17 protein-coding genes are annotated in these 19,615 nt (G+C 71.9%); 6 read left to right on the forward strand and 11 right to left on the reverse strand.

Going from position 1 to position 19,615, the window contains the following annotated elements:
- Nucleotides 1-9 precede the first annotated feature (9 nt).
- The 6 genes from tal to ASD06_RS06240 are packed head-to-tail and all read left to right on the forward strand — an operon-like array spanning nucleotide 10 to nucleotide 7,229.
- Nucleotides 10-1,146: a transaldolase gene (tal, locus tag ASD06_RS06215; protein ID WP_056674609.1), complete on the forward strand. Its 1,137-nt coding sequence runs from the start codon at nucleotides 10-12 to the stop codon at nucleotides 1,144-1,146.
- A 50-nt stretch (nucleotides 1,147-1,196) separates the two neighbouring features.
- The gene (locus tag ASD06_RS06220; protein WP_056675079.1) at nucleotides 1,197-2,909 is read left to right on the forward strand and encodes a glucose-6-phosphate isomerase; all 1,713 of its coding nucleotides are present in this window, start codon (nucleotides 1,197-1,199) and stop codon (nucleotides 2,907-2,909) included.
- Nucleotides 2,906-4,447 carry a glucose-6-phosphate dehydrogenase gene (gene zwf, locus ASD06_RS06225; protein WP_056674611.1) on the forward strand — a complete coding sequence of 514 codons (1,542 nt, stop codon included), beginning with the start codon at nucleotides 2,906-2,908 and terminating at the stop codon, nucleotides 4,445-4,447. The genes ASD06_RS06220 and zwf overlap by 4 nt, the downstream gene beginning before the upstream one ends.
- Nucleotides 4,444-5,652, forward strand: a complete 1,209-nt coding sequence (gene opcA, locus ASD06_RS06230) for a glucose-6-phosphate dehydrogenase assembly protein OpcA (protein WP_056675081.1) — start codon at nucleotides 4,444-4,446, stop codon at nucleotides 5,650-5,652. Before zwf ends, opcA begins: the two co-directional genes overlap by 4 nt.
- Complete coding sequence (pgl, locus tag ASD06_RS06235; protein ID WP_056674613.1) at nucleotides 5,649-6,440, forward strand: 6-phosphogluconolactonase; 792 nt, start codon at nucleotides 5,649-5,651, stop codon at nucleotides 6,438-6,440. Before opcA ends, pgl begins: the two co-directional genes overlap by 4 nt.
- Before the next feature lie 33 nt (nucleotides 6,441-6,473).
- On the forward strand, nucleotides 6,474-7,229 hold the full coding sequence (locus ASD06_RS06240) for a DinB family protein (RefSeq protein ID WP_056674615.1): 756 nt from the start codon (nucleotides 6,474-6,476) through the stop codon (nucleotides 7,227-7,229).
- A gap of 30 nt (nucleotides 7,230-7,259) precedes the next feature.
- Here the strand turns inward: ASD06_RS06240 and ASD06_RS06245 are convergent, their stop codons facing one another.
- From ASD06_RS06245 to uvrA, 11 genes are all read right to left on the reverse strand, one after another.
- A complete protein-coding gene (locus tag ASD06_RS06245; RefSeq protein WP_056674617.1) occupies nucleotides 7,260-7,610 on the reverse strand; it encodes an RNA polymerase-binding protein RbpA in 351 nt (116 codons plus the stop codon).
- Between the two features lie 55 nt (nucleotides 7,611-7,665).
- A complete protein-coding gene (secG, locus tag ASD06_RS06250) occupies nucleotides 7,666-7,914 on the reverse strand; it encodes a preprotein translocase subunit SecG (protein ID WP_056674619.1) in 249 nt (82 codons plus the stop codon).
- Between the two features lie 68 nt (nucleotides 7,915-7,982).
- Nucleotides 7,983-8,789 carry a triose-phosphate isomerase gene (tpiA, locus tag ASD06_RS06255; protein WP_056674622.1) on the reverse strand — a complete coding sequence of 269 codons (807 nt, stop codon included), beginning with the start codon at nucleotides 8,787-8,789 and terminating at the stop codon, nucleotides 7,983-7,985.
- Nucleotides 8,790-8,803: 14 nt separating this feature from the next.
- Nucleotides 8,804-9,994, reverse strand: a complete 1,191-nt coding sequence (pgk, locus tag ASD06_RS06260) for a phosphoglycerate kinase (protein ID WP_056674623.1) — start codon at nucleotides 9,992-9,994, stop codon at nucleotides 8,804-8,806.
- A gap of 7 nt (nucleotides 9,995-10,001) precedes the next feature.
- Nucleotides 10,002-11,006 carry a type I glyceraldehyde-3-phosphate dehydrogenase gene (gap, locus tag ASD06_RS06265; RefSeq protein WP_056674624.1) on the reverse strand — a complete coding sequence of 335 codons (1,005 nt, stop codon included), beginning with the start codon at nucleotides 11,004-11,006 and terminating at the stop codon, nucleotides 10,002-10,004.
- Between the two features lie 119 nt (nucleotides 11,007-11,125).
- Entirely contained in the window at nucleotides 11,126-12,106 is a 981-nt protein-coding gene (gene whiA, locus ASD06_RS06270) for a DNA-binding protein WhiA (RefSeq protein ID WP_056674625.1), read from the reverse strand.
- Nucleotides 12,107-12,158: 52 nt separating this feature from the next.
- The gene (gene yvcK / locus ASD06_RS06275; protein ID WP_056674626.1) at nucleotides 12,159-13,094 is read right to left on the reverse strand and encodes a uridine diphosphate-N-acetylglucosamine-binding protein YvcK; all 936 of its coding nucleotides are present in this window, start codon (nucleotides 13,092-13,094) and stop codon (nucleotides 12,159-12,161) included.
- Complete coding sequence (gene rapZ / locus ASD06_RS06280) at nucleotides 13,091-14,023, reverse strand: RNase adapter RapZ (protein ID WP_369853691.1); 933 nt, start codon at nucleotides 14,021-14,023, stop codon at nucleotides 13,091-13,093. The genes yvcK and rapZ overlap by 4 nt, the downstream gene beginning before the upstream one ends.
- Before the next feature lie 96 nt (nucleotides 14,024-14,119).
- A complete protein-coding gene (gene uvrC / locus ASD06_RS06285) occupies nucleotides 14,120-16,069 on the reverse strand; it encodes an excinuclease ABC subunit UvrC (protein ID WP_056674628.1) in 1,950 nt (649 codons plus the stop codon).
- A gap of 3 nt (nucleotides 16,070-16,072) precedes the next feature.
- Nucleotides 16,073-16,492, reverse strand: a complete 420-nt coding sequence (locus ASD06_RS19580; RefSeq protein WP_056674630.1) for a Rieske (2Fe-2S) protein — start codon at nucleotides 16,490-16,492, stop codon at nucleotides 16,073-16,075.
- Nucleotides 16,489-19,572 (reverse strand): excinuclease ABC subunit UvrA, encoded by a 3,084-nt coding sequence (gene uvrA / locus ASD06_RS06295; RefSeq protein ID WP_200941914.1) that lies wholly within the window; start codon nucleotides 19,570-19,572, stop codon nucleotides 16,489-16,491. Before uvrA ends, ASD06_RS19580 begins: the two co-directional genes overlap by 4 nt.
- Between the last annotated feature and the right edge of the window lie 43 nt (nucleotides 19,573-19,615).

Genomic DNA, 19,615 nt, shown 5'->3' on the forward strand with positions numbered 1-19,615 from the left:
GGAGGACTCATGACCGACCGTCTCGCCCAGCTGTCCGATGCTGGCGTGTCCATCTGGCTCGACGACCTCTCGCGCGAGCTGCTCAACGACGGCAGCCTCGGCAAGCTCGTCTCCGACCAGCACGTCGTGGGGGTGACCACCAACCCCACGATCTTCGCCAGTGCGCTGTCGAAGGGTGACGCCTACGACGAGCAGCTGCGCGAGATCGCCGCCCAGGGCAAGGACGTCGACACCGCGATCTTCGACATCACCACCGCTGACGTGCGCGACGCCTGCGACGTCCTGCGGCCCGTCTACGACCGCACCGACGGCCAGGACGGCCGGGTGTCCATCGAGGTCGACCCGCGCCTCGCCCACGACACCACGCAGACGATCGAGGCGGCCCGCAAGCTCTGGGCGACGGTCGACCGGCCCAACGTCATGATCAAGATCCCGGCGACGGTCGAGGGTCTGCCGGCCATCACCCAGGCCATCAGCGAGGGCATCAGCGTCAACGTCACCCTGATCTTCGCCCTCGACCGCTACCGCGGCGTGATGCAGGCGTTCCTCACCGGCCTGGAGCAGGCGCGCGAGAAGGGCCTGGACCTGTCGACGATCCGCTCGGTCGCGTCGTTCTTCGTCTCGCGCGTCGACACCGAGGTCGACAAGCGACTCGACGCGCTCGGCACCGACGAGGCGAAGGCGCTGCGCGGTCAGGCTGGCATCGCCAACGCGCGGCTGGCCTTCCACGCCTTCGAAGAGGTCTTCGGCACCCCGCGGTGGGAGGTGCTCGCCGGTGAGGGGGCGCACCCTCAGCGCCCGCTGTGGGCCTCGACCGGCGTCAAGGACCCGGCCTACCCCGACACCATGTACGTCACCGAGCTGGTCACGGACGGGGTCGTCAACACGATGCCCAGCAAGACCATGGACGCCGTCGCCGATCACGGCGAGCTGCACGGCGACACCGTGCGCTCGCAGTACGACGAGGCGCGCCAGGTGCTCGACGCCCTCGAGCGTCTCGGCATCTCATACACCGACGTCACCTCGGTGCTCGAGCGCGAGGGCGTCGAGAAGTTCGAGAAGAGCTGGGACGAGCTGATGGCCACCGTGAACGAGGAGCTCGCCCACCAGGCGTCGTCGGACTCCCCCGAGGAGGCCCGCCAGTGACCGACGAGGTGAGCGACCACACGCCGGACGACGGTCCCGCGGGCGCGGTGATGGCGTGGGCGGGCGGCGGTGAGGGCACGCCGTCCGGCGTCATCGAGGTCGCCGCGACGGGTGAGGCGGCCGAGGCGGTCCGCCGGCACGTGCCGGTGCTCGTCGAGGAGTCGTTCGCCTCGCGGCTCTTCGCGCAGGACGCCACCCTCTGGGGTCCGGACGCCGAGGCCGAGGCCACCAAGCGGCTGGCCTGGGTGGGCCTGGGCCGCTCCTCGCGCCCGCTCGTGGGCGAGATCGCGGCGCTGCGCGAGGAGCTGACCGCCGCGGGCGTCGACCACGTCGTGCTGGCCGGCATGGGCGGCTCGTCCCTGGCCCCCGAGGTCATCTGCGCCACGGCCGGGCGACCGCTCACGGTGCTCGACTCCAGCGACCCCGACTACGTGCGCGCCGCGCTCGCCGACCGCCTCGACCGCACGGTCGTCGTCGTGTCGAGCAAGTCCGGCAGCACGGTCGAGACCGACAGCCAGCGCCGCGCCTACACCCAGGCCTTCACGGACGCCGGCATCGACCCGGCCGGACGCGTCGTGGTCGTCACCGACCCCGGCTCTCCTCTGGAGGCGAGCGCGCGCGAGGCCGGCCAGCGCGTCGTCCTGGCCGACCCGGACGTCGGCGGGCGGTACTCCGCGCTCACGGCGTTCGGGCTCGTGCCGAGCGGCCTGGCCGGCGTCGACGTCGGAGCCCTCCTCGACGACGCCGAGGCCGTCACCGACCTGCTCGCTGACGACGGCGAGGGCAATCCTGCTCTCGTCCTCGGTGCGGCGATCGCCGGTGCCGAACCGACGGCAGGTTCCGGCCGCCGCGACAAGATCGTGCTCGTTCCCGACGGCACCCCGATCGACGGGTTCTCGGACTGGGCCGAGCAGCTCATCGCCGAGAGCACCGGCAAGCAGGGCACCGGGCTGCTGCCGGTGGCCGTCGAGGGGCCGGACGCGCCAGAGCTGCGCGACCCAGCGCCAGACGTCCTGCCCGTGCACCTCGTGGCGGTGGCCGACGACGCCGCCGGCGGCGCGGACGCGACACACGGTGCCGCAGGCGAGGCGACCACCGGTGACGCTGGAGGCGACGTCGCCGCGAGCGTCACCGTCGGCGGTTCCCTGGGCGCCATGATGCTGCTCTGGGAGGCCGCCACAGCCGTCGCCGGCCGCCTGCTGGGCATCAACCCCTTCGACCAGCCCGACGTCGAGAGCGCCAAGAAGGCCGCCCGCGGCCTGCTCGAGGGCTCCCCCGACACGACGGCACCGGTCTTCGTCGACGGCGGCATCGAGGTGCGCGCCACCGAGGGTCTGCTCGACGGCGTGAGCGACCTCCCCGGGGCCGTCGCGGCCCTGCTCGGCCGGCTCGACCCCCAGCAGGGCTACCTGGCGGTCATGGCCTACCTCGACCGTGCCGACCAGGCCGACCTGGCCGACGTACGGCCCGCACTGGCGCGGCGCACGCACCGGCCGACGACCTTCGGTTGGGGTCCGCGCTTCCTGCACTCCACCGGCCAGTACCACAAGGGCGGGCCGGCCACCGGCGTCTACCTGCAGGTCACCGGCTCCCCGGCGGGCGACCTCGCCGTTCCGGGGCAGCAGTTCACCTTCGGCGACCTCATCGCCGCCCAGGCGGCGGGCGACGCCCAGGTGCTCGCCGACCACGGGCGCCCGGTGCTCCGGCTGCACCTCACCGACCGCACCGAGGGCGTGCGCCGACTCCTGGAGGTCCTGCAGTGAGCCCAGCCCGGGTCACCGCCGACCGCAACCCCCTGCGCGACCCGCGTGACAAGCGGCTGCAGAAGATCGCCGGGCCTTGCAGCCTGGTGATCTTCGGCGTCACGGGCGACCTCGCGCGCAAGAAGCTCATGCCGGCGGTCTACGACCTGGCCAACCGCGGGTTGCTGCCGCCGGGGTTCTCCCTCGTGGGCTTCGCGCGCCGCGACTGGGCCGACCAGGACTTCGGCCAGATCGTGTACGACGCGGTGAAGCAGCACGCTCGCACGCCCTTTCGCGAGAGCGTCTGGAAGCACCTCGCAGAGGGCTTCCGGTTCGTGCCCGGCGACTTCGACGACGACGACGCGTTCGACCGGCTGGCTGAGACGGTCAAGAGCCTCGACGCCGAGCGCGGCACCGGCGGCAACCACGCGTTCTACCTGTCGATCCCGCCGCGCTTCTTCTCCCTCGTCTGCGAGCAGCTCGACCGCTCGGGCCTGTCGAGCCCGGCGCCCGACACCTGGCGGCGCGTGGTCATCGAGAAGCCGTTCGGTCACGACCTGGCCAGCGCTCGCGAGTTGAACGACATCGTCTCCAAGGTCTTCCCGCCCGACGCGGTGTTCCGCATCGACCACTACCTCGGCAAGGAGACGGTGCAGAACATCCTGGCGCTGCGCTTCGCCAACCAGATGTTCGAGCCGATCTGGAACGCCCACTACGTCGACCACGTGCAGATCACCATGGCCGAGGACATCGGCATCGGTGGCCGCGCCGGCTACTACGACGGCATCGGCGCTGCCCGCGACGTCATCCAGAACCACCTGCTGCAGCTGCTGGCGCTCACGGCCATGGAGGAGCCGGTCTCGTTCGACGCTCAGGACCTGCGAGCGGAGAAGGAGAAGGTGCTGTCAGCCGTCCGGCTCCCGCACGACCTGTCGGCCGCCACGGCGCGCGGGCAGTACGGCCCCGGCTGGCAAGGGGGCCAGAAGGTCGTCGGCTACCTGCAGGAGGACGGCATCGACCGCAGCTCCACCACGGAGACCTACGCCGCGGTGAAGCTCGAGATCGACACCCGCCGCTGGGCCGGCGTGCCGTTCTACTTGCGCACCGGCAAGCGGCTCGGGCGGCGGGTGAGCGAGATCGCGGTGATGTTCAAGCAGGCGCCGCACCTGCCGTTCGAGAAGACGGCGACCGAGGAGCTCGGGCGCAACGCCCTGGTGATCCGGGTGCAGCCGGACGAGGGCGTCACCATGCGCTTCGGGTCCAAGGTGCCGGGCACCGCGATGGAGGTGCGCGACGTCACGATGGACTTCGGCTACGGCCATGCCTTCACCGAGTCCTCGCCGGAGGCCTACGAGCGGCTGATCCTCGACGTCCTGCTCGGCGACCCGCCGCTGTTCCCCCGGCACGAGGAGGTCGAGCTGTCGTGGAAGATCCTCGACCCCATCGAGAAGCACTGGGCCCGTGACGGGCGGCCGGAGCAGTACGCGGCCGGCACGTGGGGGCCGGCGTCCGCCGACGAGATGATGGCCCGCGACGGCCGCCAGTGGAGGCTCCCGTGATCATCGACCTGCCGAGCACCACGACGGCGGCGGTCAACCGCAAGCTCGTCGACCTGCGCGACACCGGGGGCGCCGTCGCCCTGGGCCGGGTGCTGACGTTGGTGATCGTCACCGACGAGCAGGGCGCGGAGGTGGCCATCGAGGCGGCCAACGACGCCAGCCGCGAGCACCCGTGTCGCGTGATCGTCATCGTGCAGGGCAACCGCCGCGGCGCCGACCGGATCGACGCCCAGGTGCGCGTCGGCGGCGACGCCGGGGCGAGCGAGGTGATCGTGCTGCGCCTGTACGGCCAGCTCACCGCGCACGCCGACAGCGTCGTCACTCCGCTGCTGCTGCCCGACTCCCCTCTGGTCGTCTGGTGGCCCGACCAGGCCCCGCCGAACGCGGCCCAGGACCCGATCGGCTCGATGGCCCAGCGGCGCATCACCGACGCCGCGGCCGCACCCAACCCGCGCAAGGCGCTCGAGCGCCGCCGCGACACCTACGCGGCGGGCGACACCGACCTGGCCTGGACGCGTGTCACCAAGTGGCGGGGGCTGCTGGCGGCGGCGCTCGACCAGCCGCCGTACGAACCGGTCGAGCGGGTGACGGTGACCGGCGCGAGCGACAGCCCCAGCACCGACCTGCTCGCGGCCTGGCTCGCGCAGACCCTGCGCTGCCCGGTGGTGCGCAGCCGAACCCGCGCCGGCACCGGCATGCAGGCCGTCCGGCTGCAGCGCCGCAGCGGCCCGATCGACCTCGTCCGCGCTGACGGCGCGATCGCCACGCTGACCCAGTCGGGGCAGCCCGATCGCCGCATCTCGCTGCCGCGCCGTGACCTCGCCGAGTGCCTGGCCGAGGAGCTGCGCCGGCTCGACCCCGACGAGGTCTACCAGGCCGCGCTCACCCAGGGCATGGACCGGCTCAAGGCCGGTCGCTCGCTGACCGCCGGCGAGGCGGCTGCCCAGGGCGAGAGCATGTCGCTGCCCGAGGCGCGCAAGCAGGCGCAGGTGGCGTCCCGCCGGGAGGCGACGCACGCCCGGAAGATTCGCGAGGCACAGCCGGCGGAGAACGCGGCGCCCAAGTCAGCCACCGCCAAGAAGACCGCCAAGAAGACCACGAAGAAGACAGCCAAGAAGACAGCGAAGAAAACAGCCGCCAAGACCGCGAGCCAGGCGGCTCGCAAGAAGGCCGCTGCGAAGCCGGCCGCCGGGGCCGGGGCATGAGCAGCGCGCCCCTGGTCGTCGTCCACGCGGACGCCGACCTGCTGGCCCGCTCGGTCGCGGACCGCCTGGTGACCCGGCTGGTCGAGGCGCTGTCCGACCGCGGCCGGGCGCACGTCGTGCTCACCGGCGGTGGCATGGGCAGCGCCGTGCTGAGCGCCCTCGGGGAGGGCCCCGGACGCGACGCCGTCGACTGGGCCCGGGTGCACGTCTGGTGGGGTGACGAGCGCTTCTTGCCCAGTGGCCACCCGGATCGCAACGAGACGCAGGCACGCGAGGCGCTGCTCGACCGCCTGCCACTCGACCCCCGCCACGTGCACGCCGTACCCGCGAGCGACACCCCCGGCGTCGGCGGCGTCGATGACGCCGCCGCCCGGTACGCCGACGAGCTGGCGCGAGTGGCCGACCACGAGGGCGCGGGGCGTGAGGGTACCCCGGCCTTCGACGTCCTCATGCTCGGCGTCGGTCCAGACGCCCACGTCGCCTCGATCTTTCCCGAGCAGGCGGCGGTGCACGAGCAGGAGCGGCTGGTGGTCGGCGTTCACGGCTCGCCCAAGCCGCCACCGCTGCGCGTGACGCTCACCCTGCCCGCGATCGCCCGGGCACAAGAGGTCTGGCTGGTGGCCGCAGGTGCTGAGAAGGCGCAGGCCGTGGGACTCAGCCTCAGCGGTGCCGGGCCGGTGCAGGCGCCCGCAGCCGCGGTGCGCGGCCGTCGCGTCACGGCCTGGCTGCTTGACCGGGCCGCGGCGACCACGGTGCCACCCGCGCTCGTGCGCATCGCGAGCCCGTGACGGCTGTCGGCGGCCGCGAGTACGGTCGCCGACATGACGACCTCGGACGCCGCCGCCGACCCTGACCGCCGTTTCACCGACCGCGACCTGTCCGGGGTCCGGTTCGTACGGTGCGACCTGTCGGGTGCGGTGGTGCGCGGCGGAGACGTCGCCGGCGTCGAGATCGACTCCCCCTGGCTCCTCGAGGGCGGCACCGCGCTGCTGGTCAACGGGGTCGACGTCACGCCCTACGTCGACGCCGAGCTCAACCGGCGCTTTCCCGGACGCGAGCAACGGCGGGCCACCGACCCCGACGGGCTGCGCCGAGCCTGGGCCGCCGTCGAGCGCAGCTGGGCCACGACGCTCGCGCGCGTCGCGGCGATGCCACCGGGCACCACCGACCTCTCGGTCGACGGCGAGTGGAGCTTCGCGCAGACTCTGCGGCACCTGGTGATGGCCACCGACACCTGGTTGGGGCGCGCGATCCTCGAGCAGCCGCAGCCGTACCACCCGCTGGGCCAGCCGAACGCGGAGTACGCCACCGACGGCTACGACACATCAGTGTTCACGACCGAGCTACCGCCCTTCGCTGCGGTGCTCGCCGCCCGCGAGAGCCGGGTGACGATGGTGCGCGAGCTGTTCGCCCACATCACCGACGCCGACCTGCGCGTGCCGCGCCGCAACCCGTGGTCACCGCAGCACGAGGAGACGACGTTGTCGTGCCTGCACACCATCCTCGAGGAGGAGTGGGAGCATCACCGCTACGCCGTGCGCGACCTCGACGTGATCGATGGCCGCCCTACGACGTGAGGGCTGCGGCGCCCGACTCCCCCAGCCGGGTCAGCGGATGAGGCCACGCTGACGCAGCTGCTGCAGCGCCTCGTCGAGGATCGCCTGACCGTCGGAGTCGCTGCGGCGCTCCTTCACGTACGCCAGGTGCGTCTTGTACGGCTCGACCTTCGGCGGCGCCGGCGGGTTCGCCTGGTCCTGACCGGCCGGGAAGCCGCAGCGCGGGCAGTCCCAGGTCTCGGGCGGTGCGACCCCAGCCTCGTCGGCGAAGCTGGGTCGCGTCTCGTGCCCGTTGGCGCACCAGTACGACTGGACGATGCGCGGTGCCGCGTCGCCGCGCTCGGCCTCGCCCATCGGGCCAGCGCCTACCCGGCTGCCCCGGATCGCGTTACCGCCTGCCATGAGGACTCTCCTGTGTCGTGTACGTCGTGGTTGCGCTGAACCGGCTCGGCCGCAGTCAGCTGGTGGAGAACCGCTCGATCAGCCCGATGCCGATGATGGCGGCGGTCCACACCAGGGCCAACGCGATGGTGAAGCGGTCGAGGTTCTTCTCCGCGACCGACGACCCACCCAGGCTCGAGCTCACACCGCCGCCGAACATGTCCGACATGCCGCCGCCCTTGCCCTTGTGCAGCAGGATGAGCAGGGTCAGGAACAGGCTGGTGATGACCAGCAGCACCTGCAGGCTGATTCGTACAGCGCTCACGAAGAGGTTCCGTCCGTCGGATGGGTCGGGTGTGACTCGAACAGGGTACGCGGTCGCCTGGGCTGCGGTCAGCCGACCTGGTGGTCGCGGTAGCGGCAGATGCTCGCGAACTCGTCGGCCTTGAGGCTGGCGCCGCCGACGAGAGCGCCGTCCACGTCCGGCTGAGCCATGATCGAGGCGATGTTCGCCGCCTTGACCGAGCCGCCGTAGAGCACCCGCACGGCGTCCGCGACGTCCCCCGACCAGCGCTCGGCGAGGCGGGTGCGCAGCGCACCGCAGACCTCCTGGGCGTCCTCGGGGGTGGCGACCTCACCGGTGCCGATGGCCCACACCGGCTCGTAGGCCACGACCAGGGTGCGACCCTGCGCCGCGCTCACGCCCTCCAGCGCGGCGTCGAGCTGGGCGAGAGTGTGCTCGACGTGTCGGCCCTCCTGGCGCACGTCGAGCCCCTCACCGACGCACAGGATCGGCACGAGCGAGTGCTGGTAGGCCGCCTTCACCTTGGCGGCCACGAGCGCGTCGTCCTCGTGGTGGTACTCGCGACGCTCACTGTGCCCCACGACGACGTACGTGCAGCCGAGCTTGGCGAGCATCGCGCCCGACACCTCACCGGTGTAGGCGCCCTCGCTGTGCTGCGACAGGTCCTGGGCGCCGTACCGGATGTCGAGCCGGTCGCCTTCGACGAGCGTCTGCACGGTGCGCAGGTCGGTGAACGGCGGCAGCACCGCCACCTCGACCGCCGCGAAGTCGTGCCTGGCGTCCTTGAGCGTCCAGTCAAGCTTCTGCACCAGGTGCGCCCCGGCCAGGTGGTCGAGGTTCATCTTCCAGTTGCCCGCCATCAGCGGCGTGCGGCCGGTCGCGGTGGCGCGTGCCATCGTCGGGGTACCTCTCAGTTCTCGAGCACGGTCAGGCCGGGCAGGGTCTTGCCCTCGAGGTACTCCAGGCTGGCGCCGCCACCGGTCGAGATGTGACCGAAGGCGTCGTCGGCGAACCCGAGGGTGCGCACGGCGGCGGCCGAGTCGCCGCCGCCCACCACCGTGAACGCGTCGCTGTCGACGAGCGCCTGGGCCACGGCTCGGGTGCCGTGGCTGTACGGCTCCATCTCGAACACGCCCATCGGGCCGTTCCAGAACACCGTGCGCGCGTCGGCGAGGCGCTCGGCGAAGAGGGCAGCCGATCGGGGTCCGATGTCGAGGCCGAGCCGGTCGGACGGGATCGCCTCGACCCCCACCACGTCGTGCTCGGCGTCTGCGGCGAACGCGGTGGCCGCGACCACGTCGACCGGCAGCACGATCTCCACGCCGCGCTGCTCGGCCTGCTCGAGGTACCCGCGCACGATGTCGAGCTGGTCGTCCTCGAGCAGGCTCTGGCCGACCTCGTGCCCCTGGGCCTTGAGGAAGGTGAACACCATGCCGCCACCCACGAGGATCCGGTCGGCGGTGCCGAGCAGGTTCTCGATCACGCCCAGCTTGTCGGAGACCTTGGAACCGCCGAGCACGACGGCGTACGGGCGCTCTGGGTCACGGGTCAGCCGGCGCAGGACGTCGACCTCGGCCAGGACCAGCCCGCCGGCCGCGTGCGGAAGGCGCTCCGCGACGTCGACCACCGACGCCTGGCGGCGATGCACCACGCCGAACCCGTCGCTGACGTAGGCGTCGGCCAGCGACGCCAGCTCGTCGGCGAAGGCACCGCGCTCCGCGTCGTCCTTGCTGGTCTCGCCCGCGTTGAAACGCAGGTTCTCGAGCAGGGCGACCTCGCCGTCGGCCAGGCCGTCGACGGTCGAGCGCGCCGACTCACCCACGGTGTCGGTGGCGAAGGCGACCGGCGCGCCCAGCAGCTCGCCGAGCCGCTGGGCGACGGGAGCCAGCGAGTACTTGGCATCCGGCGTGCCCTTGGGGCGGCCGAGGTGCGCGCACACGACGACGCGCGCGCCGGCCTCCTGCAGCTGCCGGATCGTCGGCACCGAGGCGCGGATGCGCCCGTCGTCGGTGATCGTCGTGCCGTCGAGCGGGACGTTGAGGTCGCTGCGGACCAGAACCCGCCGGCCCTTCAGCTCACCGAGGTCGTCGATGGTCAGCACGGGCGCCTCAGAGCGAGGCGCCGACGAGCTTGACCAGGTCGACGAGCCGGTTGGAGTAGCCCCACTCGTTGTCGTACCAGCCGACGACCTTGACCTGGTTGCCGATGACCTTCGTCAGCTTGGCGTCGAAGATGCAGGACGCCGGGTCGGTGACGATGTCGGACGACACGATCTCGTCCTCGGTGTAGCGCAAGTAGCCCTTCAGCGCGCCCTCGGCGGCGGCCTTCACCGCGGCGTTGACCTCCTCGACGGTCGTCTCGCGCGAGACGTTCACGGTGAGGTCGGTCGCCGAGCCCGTGGGGATCGGCACTCGCAGGGCGTAGCCGTCGAGCTTGCCCTTGAGCTCGGGCATCACGAGGCCGATCGCCTTCGCGGCGCCGGTCGAGGTCGGCACGACGTTGATCGCGGCGGCTCGGGCGCGGCGCAGGTCGCGGTGCGGGCCGTCCTGCAGGTTCTGGTCGCCCGTGTAGGCGTGGACCGTGGTCATCAGACCGCGCTCGATGGTGAAGGCGTCGTGGATCGCCTTCGCCATGGGCGCCAGGCAGTTCGTCGTGCAGGAGGCGTTGGAGATCACGGTGTGCGCAGCGGGGTCGTAGTCGCCGTCGTTGACGCCCATCACGACCGTGACGTCCTCGTTCTTGGCCGGCGCCGAGATGATGACCTTCTTCGCACCTCCGTCGAGGTGCGCCTTGGCCTTGGTGGCGTCAGTGAAGAAGCCGGTGGACTCGATGACGACGTCGGCGCCGACCTCGCTCCACTTCAGGGCGGCCGGGTCGCGCTCCTCGAAGACGCGCATCAGCTTGCCGTCGACGGTGATGCCGTCGTCGGTGGCGACGACCTCAGCGGGGTTGCGGCCGAGGATCGAGTCGTACTTCAGCAGGTGCGCCAGCGTCGCGTTGTCCGTGAGGTCGTTGGCCGCCACGATCTCGATGTCGGCGCCCGACGCCTGCACGGCGCGGAAGAAGTTGCGGCCGATGCGGCCGAAGCCGTTGATGCCTACACGAACGGTCACTGCGCTGCCTCCTGGAACGGTCGCGTCCCCCTGGGACGCGTTCGGTTGGGCCGGACGTCGAGACGTCCCTTGCGTCGATCCCGACCCTATCGCCCCCGGTGCAGACGCAGGCAGCGGTCTCAGGCGTCGAGCATGTCCGGCGTGAGGTTGGCCTCGGTGCCGGGAACCCCCTCGGACTCGGCCCGCTTGTCGGCCATCGCCAGCAAGCGCCGGATCCGCCCGGCGACGGCGTCCTTGGTCATGGGCGGGTCGGCCAGGTGGCCCAGTTCCTCGAGGCTGGCCTGCTTGTGCGCCAACCTCAGCTCGCCGGCCTCGCGCAGGTGGTCGGGCACGTCGTCGCCGAGGATCTCCAGCGCTCGCGCGACCCGCGAGCCGGCCGCCACGGCGGCCCGCGCCGAGCGACGCAGGTTGGCGTCGTCGAAGTTCGCGAGCCGGTTGGCCGTGGCCCGGACCTCGCGGCGCATCCGCCGTTCCTCCCACGCCATCACCGCGTCGTGAGCCCCCAGCCGGGTGAGCATCGCGCCGATGGCGTCGCCGTCGCGGATGACGACGCGGTCGACGCCGCGCACCTCCCGCGCCTTGGCCGCGATCCCCAGCCGGCGGGCAGCGCCGACCAGCGCCAGCGCCGCTTCCGGCCCCGGGCACGTCACCTCCAGCGCCGACGAGCGCCCGGGCTCGGTCAGCGAGCCGTGCGCGAGGAACGCTCCGCGCCACGCGGCCTCCGCGTCGCAGACGGCCCCTGACACGACCTGCGGCGGCAGGCCGCGCACCGGGCGTCCCCGACCGTCGATCAGCCCGGTCTGGCGGGCCAGGGCCTCGCCGTCCTTCACCACGCGCACGACGTAGCGCGTGCCGCGGCGCAAGCCACCCGGCGCCAGGACGACGATGTCGCTGGCGTGCCCGTAGACGTCGGAGATGTCTCGACGAAGTCGACGTGCCGCCTGCCCGGTGTCGAGCTCGGCTTCCACGACGATGCGTCCGGCGACGATGTGCAGCCCGCCCGCAAACCGCAGCGTCGAGGACACCTCGGCCTTGCGGCAGCACGTCTTCGTCACCTGCAGGCGGCTCAGCTCGTCCTTCACCATCGCCGTCATCGCCATTACGCCATCCTGCCATTCCTCGTCGGTGCGCTGCCCGCCCGGGCGACGGCAGTCAGCGCAGCACGTCACGGTACGCCGCCGCGAGCCGCAGCGGGTCGTGAACGCCCGGACGACCTGGGTGGGCGACGGACGAGACCACCAAGGTGGCGCCGAGGCGGGCCGCCGCCTCCTCGAGCTCGTGGCGGACGAACGCCACGGCCGGGTCGGCCAGGACGACGTCGGCGCGGAACTGCGGTGCGTGCTGGCTGAGGCTGTCGAGCAGGTCCGCCGCGCTCAGGGCGCCGGTCTCGTCGTCCGCCGTGAGGTTGAGGGTCACCAGGCGCTTCGCGGGGGTGTCGCACACGGCGTCCCGCAGCTCCGGCACCAACAGGTGCGGCATGACCGAGGTGAACCACGATCCCGGGCCGAGCACGACCCAGTCGGCGGCGCGCACCGCCTCGAGCGCCTCGGCGCAGGCCGGCGCATCCTGCGGCACCAGCCGCACCGCGGTCACGTCGCCGCGGGCTCGGGCCACCTGCGACTGACCACGCACGACCTGCTCGTCGGTGGGGCACGTCGGATCGAGCCCCACCACGGTCGCCTCGATGTCGAGGGGCACCGAGCTCATCGGCAGCACGCGTCCCTGGACGCCGAGCAGGCGCCCCACCCAGTCCAGGCCCTGCACCGAGTCCCCGAGCAGCTCCCACAGCGCGACGATCAGCAGGTTGCCCACCGAGTGGTTGTGCAGCTCGCCCTGGCTGGCGAACCGGTGCTGCAGCACGTCACGCCAGGTCGTGCCCCAGTCGCCGTCGGCGCACAGCGCAGCCAGTGCCATGCGCAGGTCGCCCGGCGGGAGCACACCGAGCTCGCGGCGCAACCGCCCACTCGAGCCGCCGTCGTCGGCGACGGTGACCACCGCGGTGAGCCGGTCGGTGAGGTGGCGCAGCGCCCCCAGCGAGGCCGCCAACCCGTGCCCTCCACCCAGCGCGACGACGGCGGGCGCGCTCACTCCCGACCCAGGTCTCGGTGCAGCGTGCCCACCTGGACGCCCAGCGCCGCCAGGCGGGTGGCCAGGGCGGTGGTCATCGCGACCGAACGGTGCTTGCCGCCGGTGCAGCCGACGGCGATGGTCATGTACCGCTTGCTCTCGGCCTCGTAGCCCACGAGCACCGGCTCGAGGCTCGACACGAAGCGGTCGAGGAACACGTCCGCCCCGCTCTGGGCGAGCACGTACTCGCTGACGGGCGCGTCGAGCCCGGTCTGCGGTCGCAGCTCCTCGACCCAGTGCGGGTTGGGCAGGAACCGCATGTCCAGGACGAAGTCGGCGTCGAGCGGCACGCCGTACTTGAAGCCGAACGACATGACCGTGGCACGCAGGGCCGGCAGTGCCCCGGTGTCGAAGACCTGGGACACCTTGGACCGCAGCTGGGTGACGTTGAGCCCGCTGGTGTCGATCACCACGTCAGCGTTCTCTCGCACGAACTCGAGCATCAGACGCTCCTGGTGCACAGCGTCCAGGATGCGCCCGTCACCCTGCAGGGGGTGGGGCCGGCGCACGGACTCCTGACGGCGCACGAGCACGTCGTCGGCGGCGTCCAGGAAGACCACGCGCGGGTTCGCGCCGCGCGTGCGCAGCTCGAACAGCGCGTCCTGAAGGGCCTGGAAGAACGACCGGCTGCGGACGTCGACCACCGCGGCGATCCCGGCCGTCGGCCGGCTGCCGCTGCCGGTCCCACCGCCTCGCGCGGCGAGGTCGAGCAGCTCGTTGAGCATCTGGGGCGGCAGGTTGTCGACGACGTACCAGCCGAGGTCCTCGAGCACGTTCGCGGCGGTCGACCGCCCCGCGCTCGACATCCCCGTCACGATGACCAGCTCGGGCCACGAGGGCTTCGACGTGGGCGTATCGGACGTCATCTGCTCGCTGCTCGCGCTCACCATGCTCCTCGTCGGCTGTGGAGCCAGCCTAACCGTCGCGGGCCTGCTCCACCGCTCGCGACGCGCTCGGCCCGGTACCTGAGCGGCCCGCTCGGGAGCTCAGTCGTCGAGCAGCTCACCGGTCGTGAGGTTGACCGACGGCGCGCTCTCGCTCGGCGCAGCCAGCGCCGCCACGACGGCTTCGGCGGTCGCCGGGCCGATCCCCGGCACGGAGGCGACTGCCGCGGCGTCGGCTTGGCGCAGCTTCTTCAAGGACCCGAAGTGCTTGAGCAGCGCGGTGCGTCGACCAGGGCCGAGTCCGGGAATGCCGTCGAGCGCGCTGGCCGTCATCGACCTCGACCGGCGCTGACGGTGGTAGGTGATGGCGAACCGGTGCGCCTCGTCGCGCACGCGCTGTAGGAGGTACAGGCCCTCACTCGAGCGAGGGAGGACGACGGGGTGGTCGTCTCCCGGCAACCACACCTCCTCCAGCCGCTTGGCCAGGCCCACGAGCGCGACGTCGTCGATGCCCAGGTCGGCGAGCGCCCGCGCCGCTGCAGCCACCTGCGGGGGGCCGCCGTCGACGACGACGAGCTGTGGCGGGTACGCGAACTTCTGCGGACGCCCCGTCTCGGGGTCGATGCCTTGGCCCAGCTCGACGTCGCTGGCCTCCGACCGCTCGTCGAGGTACCGCCGGAACCGCCGGGTGATCACCTCGTACATCCACGCGGTGTCGTCCTGGCCCTCGCTGCCGCGGATGGCGAAGCGGCGGTACTCGGACTTGCGCGGCAGGCCGTCCTCGAACACGACCATGGAGGCGACCACCTCGGTGCCCTGGAGGTTCGAGACGTCGTAGCACTCGATGCGCAGCGGCGCGTCGGCGAGGTCGAGGGCGGTCTGCAGCTCCTTGAGGGCGAGCGAGCGCGTCGTGAGATCGCCGGCACGTCGCGTCTTGTGCAGGTTGAGCGCCTGGCCGGCGTTGCGTTCCACCGTCTCGAGCAGCGCGCGCTTGTCACCGCGGCGCGGCACGCGCAGGTCGACCCGGGCGCCGCGCAAGCTGCTCAGCCACTCGGCGACCTCGTCGGCGTCCGAGGGAAGCTCGGGCACGAGCACCTCGCGGGGGACGGCGTCCGGCGACTCGCCGTAGACCTGCTGCAGGAGGTGCTCCACGAGGTCGGCGGCGCTGACGTCCTCGACCTTCTCGACGACCCAGCCGCGCTGGCCACGAATGCGCCCACCGCGGACGTGGAAGACCTGCACGGCGGCCTCCAGCTCGTCGTCGGCGAGGCCGAAGACGTCGGCGTCCGTGGCGTCGGCCAGGACGACGGCGCTCTTCTCGAGGGCGCGGTTCAGGGCACCGAGGTCGTCGCGCAGCCGGGCGGCGCGTTCGAACTCCAGCTCGGACGACGCCTGGCGCATCTCGGCCTCGATCCGGCGGACGAAGCGGCCGGTGTTGCCGGCCATGAAGTCGCAGAAGTCCTCGGCCAGGTCGCGGTGCTCCTGCGGTGACACGCGTCCGACGCACGGCGCCGAGCACTTGCCGATGTACCCGAGCAGGCACGGGCGGCCCACCTGGGCGGCGCGCTTGAACACGCCGCTACTGCACGTGCGGACGGGGAAGACGCGCAGCAGGAGGTCGACCGTCTCGCGGATCGCCCAGGCGTGCGCGTAGGGGCCGAAGTACCGCGTGCCCTTGCGCTTGGCGCCGCGCATCACCTGGACCCGCGGGAACTCCTCACCCATGGTGACGGCCAGGTAGGGGTAGGACTTGTCGTCGCGGTACTTGACGTTAAACCGCGGGTCGTACTCCTTGATCCAGGAGTACTCCAGCTGCAGGGCCTCCACCTCGGTGGCCACCACGGTCCACTCGACGCTGGCCGCGGTCGTGACCATGGTCTGGGTGCGCGGATGCAGGGCCGACAGGTCCTGGAAGTACGACGACAGCCGAGCCCGCAGGCTCTTGGCCTTGCCCACGTAGATCACGCGACCGTGGCTGTCGCGGAACCGGTAGACCCCGGGCTCGACGGGAATCTCCCCCGGCGCCGGCCGGTAGGTGGACGGATCGGCCACCGATCAGCCCTCGATGACCAACGAGCCACCCTCGACGGCGACCTGGCGTGGGGCCAGCGGCTGCTGCGCCGGGCTGTCGGGGGTGGGCGCGCCGGTCGCGACGGCGAACCGGCTGTTGTGGCACGGGCAGACGATGTAGCCGTCGCTCACGGAGGCGACCGCACACCCCTGGTGGGGACACCGCGTGGAGAACGCGCGGAACTGTCCCTGCACCGGCTGAGTCACCACGACCGCCGCCTTCGGGAAGATCGCCCCACCCCCTACGGGGACCTGGTCGGGTGTGCCGACCGGACCGGTCACGACCGTGTTCGGCGCAGCCTGCGGCGTCGACGCCGCGCCGCACGCCGCCACGGTCAGCCCGCCGGCGACCGCTACTCCCCCGGCCTGCAGGACCGTGCGGCGACTCGGCGTCGAGGCCGTCACCGCGAACCTCGCGCGCCGGCAGCCTTCGTCGCCGTCTTCTTCGCGGCTGGCTTCATCGCCGTCTGCTTGGAGGTCGCCTTCTTGGCGGTCGCCTTCTTCGCGGTCGCCTTCTTCGCGGTCGCCTTCTTCGCGGTCGCCTTCTTCGCGGTCGCGCGCTTCGTCGAGGCGGTCGCCCGGGCACCGGCCGCGCTCGTCAGTGCCGCCGCCACCGGACGTGCACCGCCGACGGGTACCGCACGCGACTGGGCCAGCACCGGCTGCAGGAACTGTCCCGTGTAGCTGTCGGGCATCGCCGCGACGACCTCCGGGGTGCCCTCGGCCACCACGATGCCGCCGCCGGAGCCGCCCTCTGGACCCATGTCGACGAGCCAGTCGGCGCTCTTGATCACGTCGAGGTTGTGCTCGATGACGATGACCGTGTTGCCCTTGTCGACCAGTCCCTGCAGCACCAGAAGCAGCTTGCGGATGTCCTCGAAGTGCAGGCCCGTGGTCGGCTCGTCCAGCACGTAGACGGTGCGACCCGTCGAGCGCTTCTGCAACTCGCTGGCCAGCTTCACCCGCTGCGCCTCACCGCCGGACAGCGTGGTCGCCGGCTGACCCAGACGCACATAACCCAGACCCACGTCGACCAAGGTCGTGAGGTGGCGGCTGATGGCGGGGACCGCTGCGAAGAACTCGGCGGCCTCCTCGATCGGCATGTTGAGGACGTCGGAGATGGTCTTGCCCTTGAAGTGCACCTCGAGCGTCTCACGGTTGTACCGCGCGCCGTGGCAGACCTCGCACGGCACGTAGACGTCGGGCAGGAAGTTCATCTCGATCTTGATCGTGCCGTCGCCCGAGCAGTTCTCGCAGCGGCCGCCCTTGACGTTGAACGAGAACCGGCCCGGCAGGTAGCCGCGCACCTTGGCCTCGGTGGTCTCGGCGAACAGCCGCCGGATGTGATCGAAGACGCCGGTGTACGTCGCGGGGTTCGAGCGCGGGGTGCGCCCGATCGGGCTCTGGTCGACGTGCACGACCTTGTCGAGGTGCTCGAGCCCGCGCACCGTGCGGTGGCGGCCGGGAACGTGCCGGGCGCCGTTCAGCTTGTTGGCCAGCACGTTGTAGAGGATGTCGTTGACCAGCGTCGACTTGCCGGACCCGGACACCCCTGTGACCGCGACGAAGCACCCCAGCGGGAACGAGACGTCGATGCCCCGCAGGTTGTGCTCGCGCGCTGCGACGACCGTCACCTGACGGTCGCGGTCAATCGGACGACGTTCGGCCGGCAGGGCGATCTGCCGGCGACCGGACAGGTACTGACCGGTGAGCGAGTCCGGGTGCTTCAGCAGTCCCTGGACCGGGCCGGAGTGCACCACGTGGCCGCCGTGCTCGCCGGCGCCAGGGCCGATGTCGACGATCCAGTCGGCCTCGCGGATGGTGTCCTCGTCGTGCTCGACGACGATGAGCGTGTTGCCGAGGTCGCGCAGCCGCGTCAACGTCGCGATCAGCCGGTGGTTGTCGCGCTGGTGCAGACCGATGCTCGGCTCGTCCAGGACGTACAGCACGCCGACCAGCCCGGACCCGATCTGCGTCGCCAGCCGGATCCGCTGCGCCTCGCCACCGGACAGCGTGCCCGACGCGCGGTCGAGCGAGAGGTAGTCGAGCCCGACGTCGAGCAGGAACCCCAACCGGGCCTGGATCTCCTTCAGGACGCGCTCGGCGATCTGCTTCTCCCGCGCGGTGAGCTCGAGCGCACCGAGAAACGCCGCGCACTCGCCGATCGGCTTGGCGCAGACCTGAGCGATCGACGCGCCGCCCAGCAGCACGGCGAGCGACTCCGGCTTGAGCCGGGCGCCACCGCAGACGGGGCAGGGGACCTCGCGCATGTAGCCCTCGTAGCGCTCGCGACTCCACTCCGACTCGGTCTCGGAGTGTCGCCGCTGCACGAACGGGATGGCGCCCTCGAACCCGGTGGAGTACGAGCGCTCGCGACCGAAGCGGTTCCGGTAGCGCACGTGAACCTGGTAGTCCTCACCGTGCAGCAGCGCCTCGCGCGCCCGCGCAGGCAGGGCGCGCCACGGCACGTCCATCGAGAAGCCGAGCTGGTCGGCGAGCGCCGTCATCAGGCGCTGGAAGTACTCCGCGGAACCCTGCGTCCAGGGCGCGATGGCACCCTCGGCGAGGGTCAGCTCGTCGTCGGGCACCAGGAGCTCCGGGTCGACCTCCAGCCGCGTGCCCAGACCGGTGCACTCGGGGCAGGCGCCGAAGGGGCTGTTGAAGGAGAAGGAGCGCGGCTCGATCTCGTCCATCGCCAGCGGGTGGTCGTTGGGGCAGGCCATCTTCTCGGAGAACCGCCGCTCACGGGCGGGGTCCTTCGGGTCGGCGTCGACGAGCTCGACGACCAGGATGCCGCCGGCCAGACCGAGCGCCGTCTCGACCGAGTCGGTCAGCCGGCGCTTCGCGGACGCCTTCGCCACGAGCCGGTCGACCACGACGTCGATCGAGTGCTTGAGCTTCTTCTCCAGCGTCGGCGGCTCGGCCAGCCCGACCACCTCGCCGTCGACGCGTGCCCGAGAGAAGCCCTTGGCCTGCAGCTCGCGGAACAGGTCGGCGTACTCGCCCTTGCGCGCGCGCACCACGGGCGCGAGCACCTGGAACCGGGTGCCCTCGGGGAGCTCGAGCAAGCGGTCGACGATCTGCTGCGGGGTCTGCCGCGTCACGGCCTCACCGCAGACCGGGCAGTGCGGGCGACCGGCGCGCGCGAAGAGCAGGCGCAGGTAGTCGTACACCTCGGTGATCGTGCCGACCGTCGAGCGGGGGTTGCGCGAGGTCGACTTCTGGTCGATCGAGACGGCCGGAGACAGGCCCTCGATGAAGTCGACGTCGGGCTTGTCCATCTGCCCCAGGAACTGCCGGGCGTACGCCGACAGCGACTCGACGTAGCGCCGCTGCCCCTCAGCGAAGATCGTGTCGAAGGCGAGGGACGACTTGCCGGAACCGGACAGGCCGGTGAAGACGATCATCGCGTCACGCGGCAGGTCGAGCGAGACGTCCTTGAGGTTGTGCTCGCGCGCGCCGCGCACGATCAGGCTGTCAGCCACGATGGGCTCGCTCCCGCAGGGTCGAAGGCAGTCCGGGCGCTCC

The organism is Angustibacter sp. Root456, from assembly GCF_001426435.1.
Taxonomy (GTDB): Bacteria; Actinomycetota; Actinomycetes; order Actinomycetales; family Angustibacteraceae; genus Angustibacter.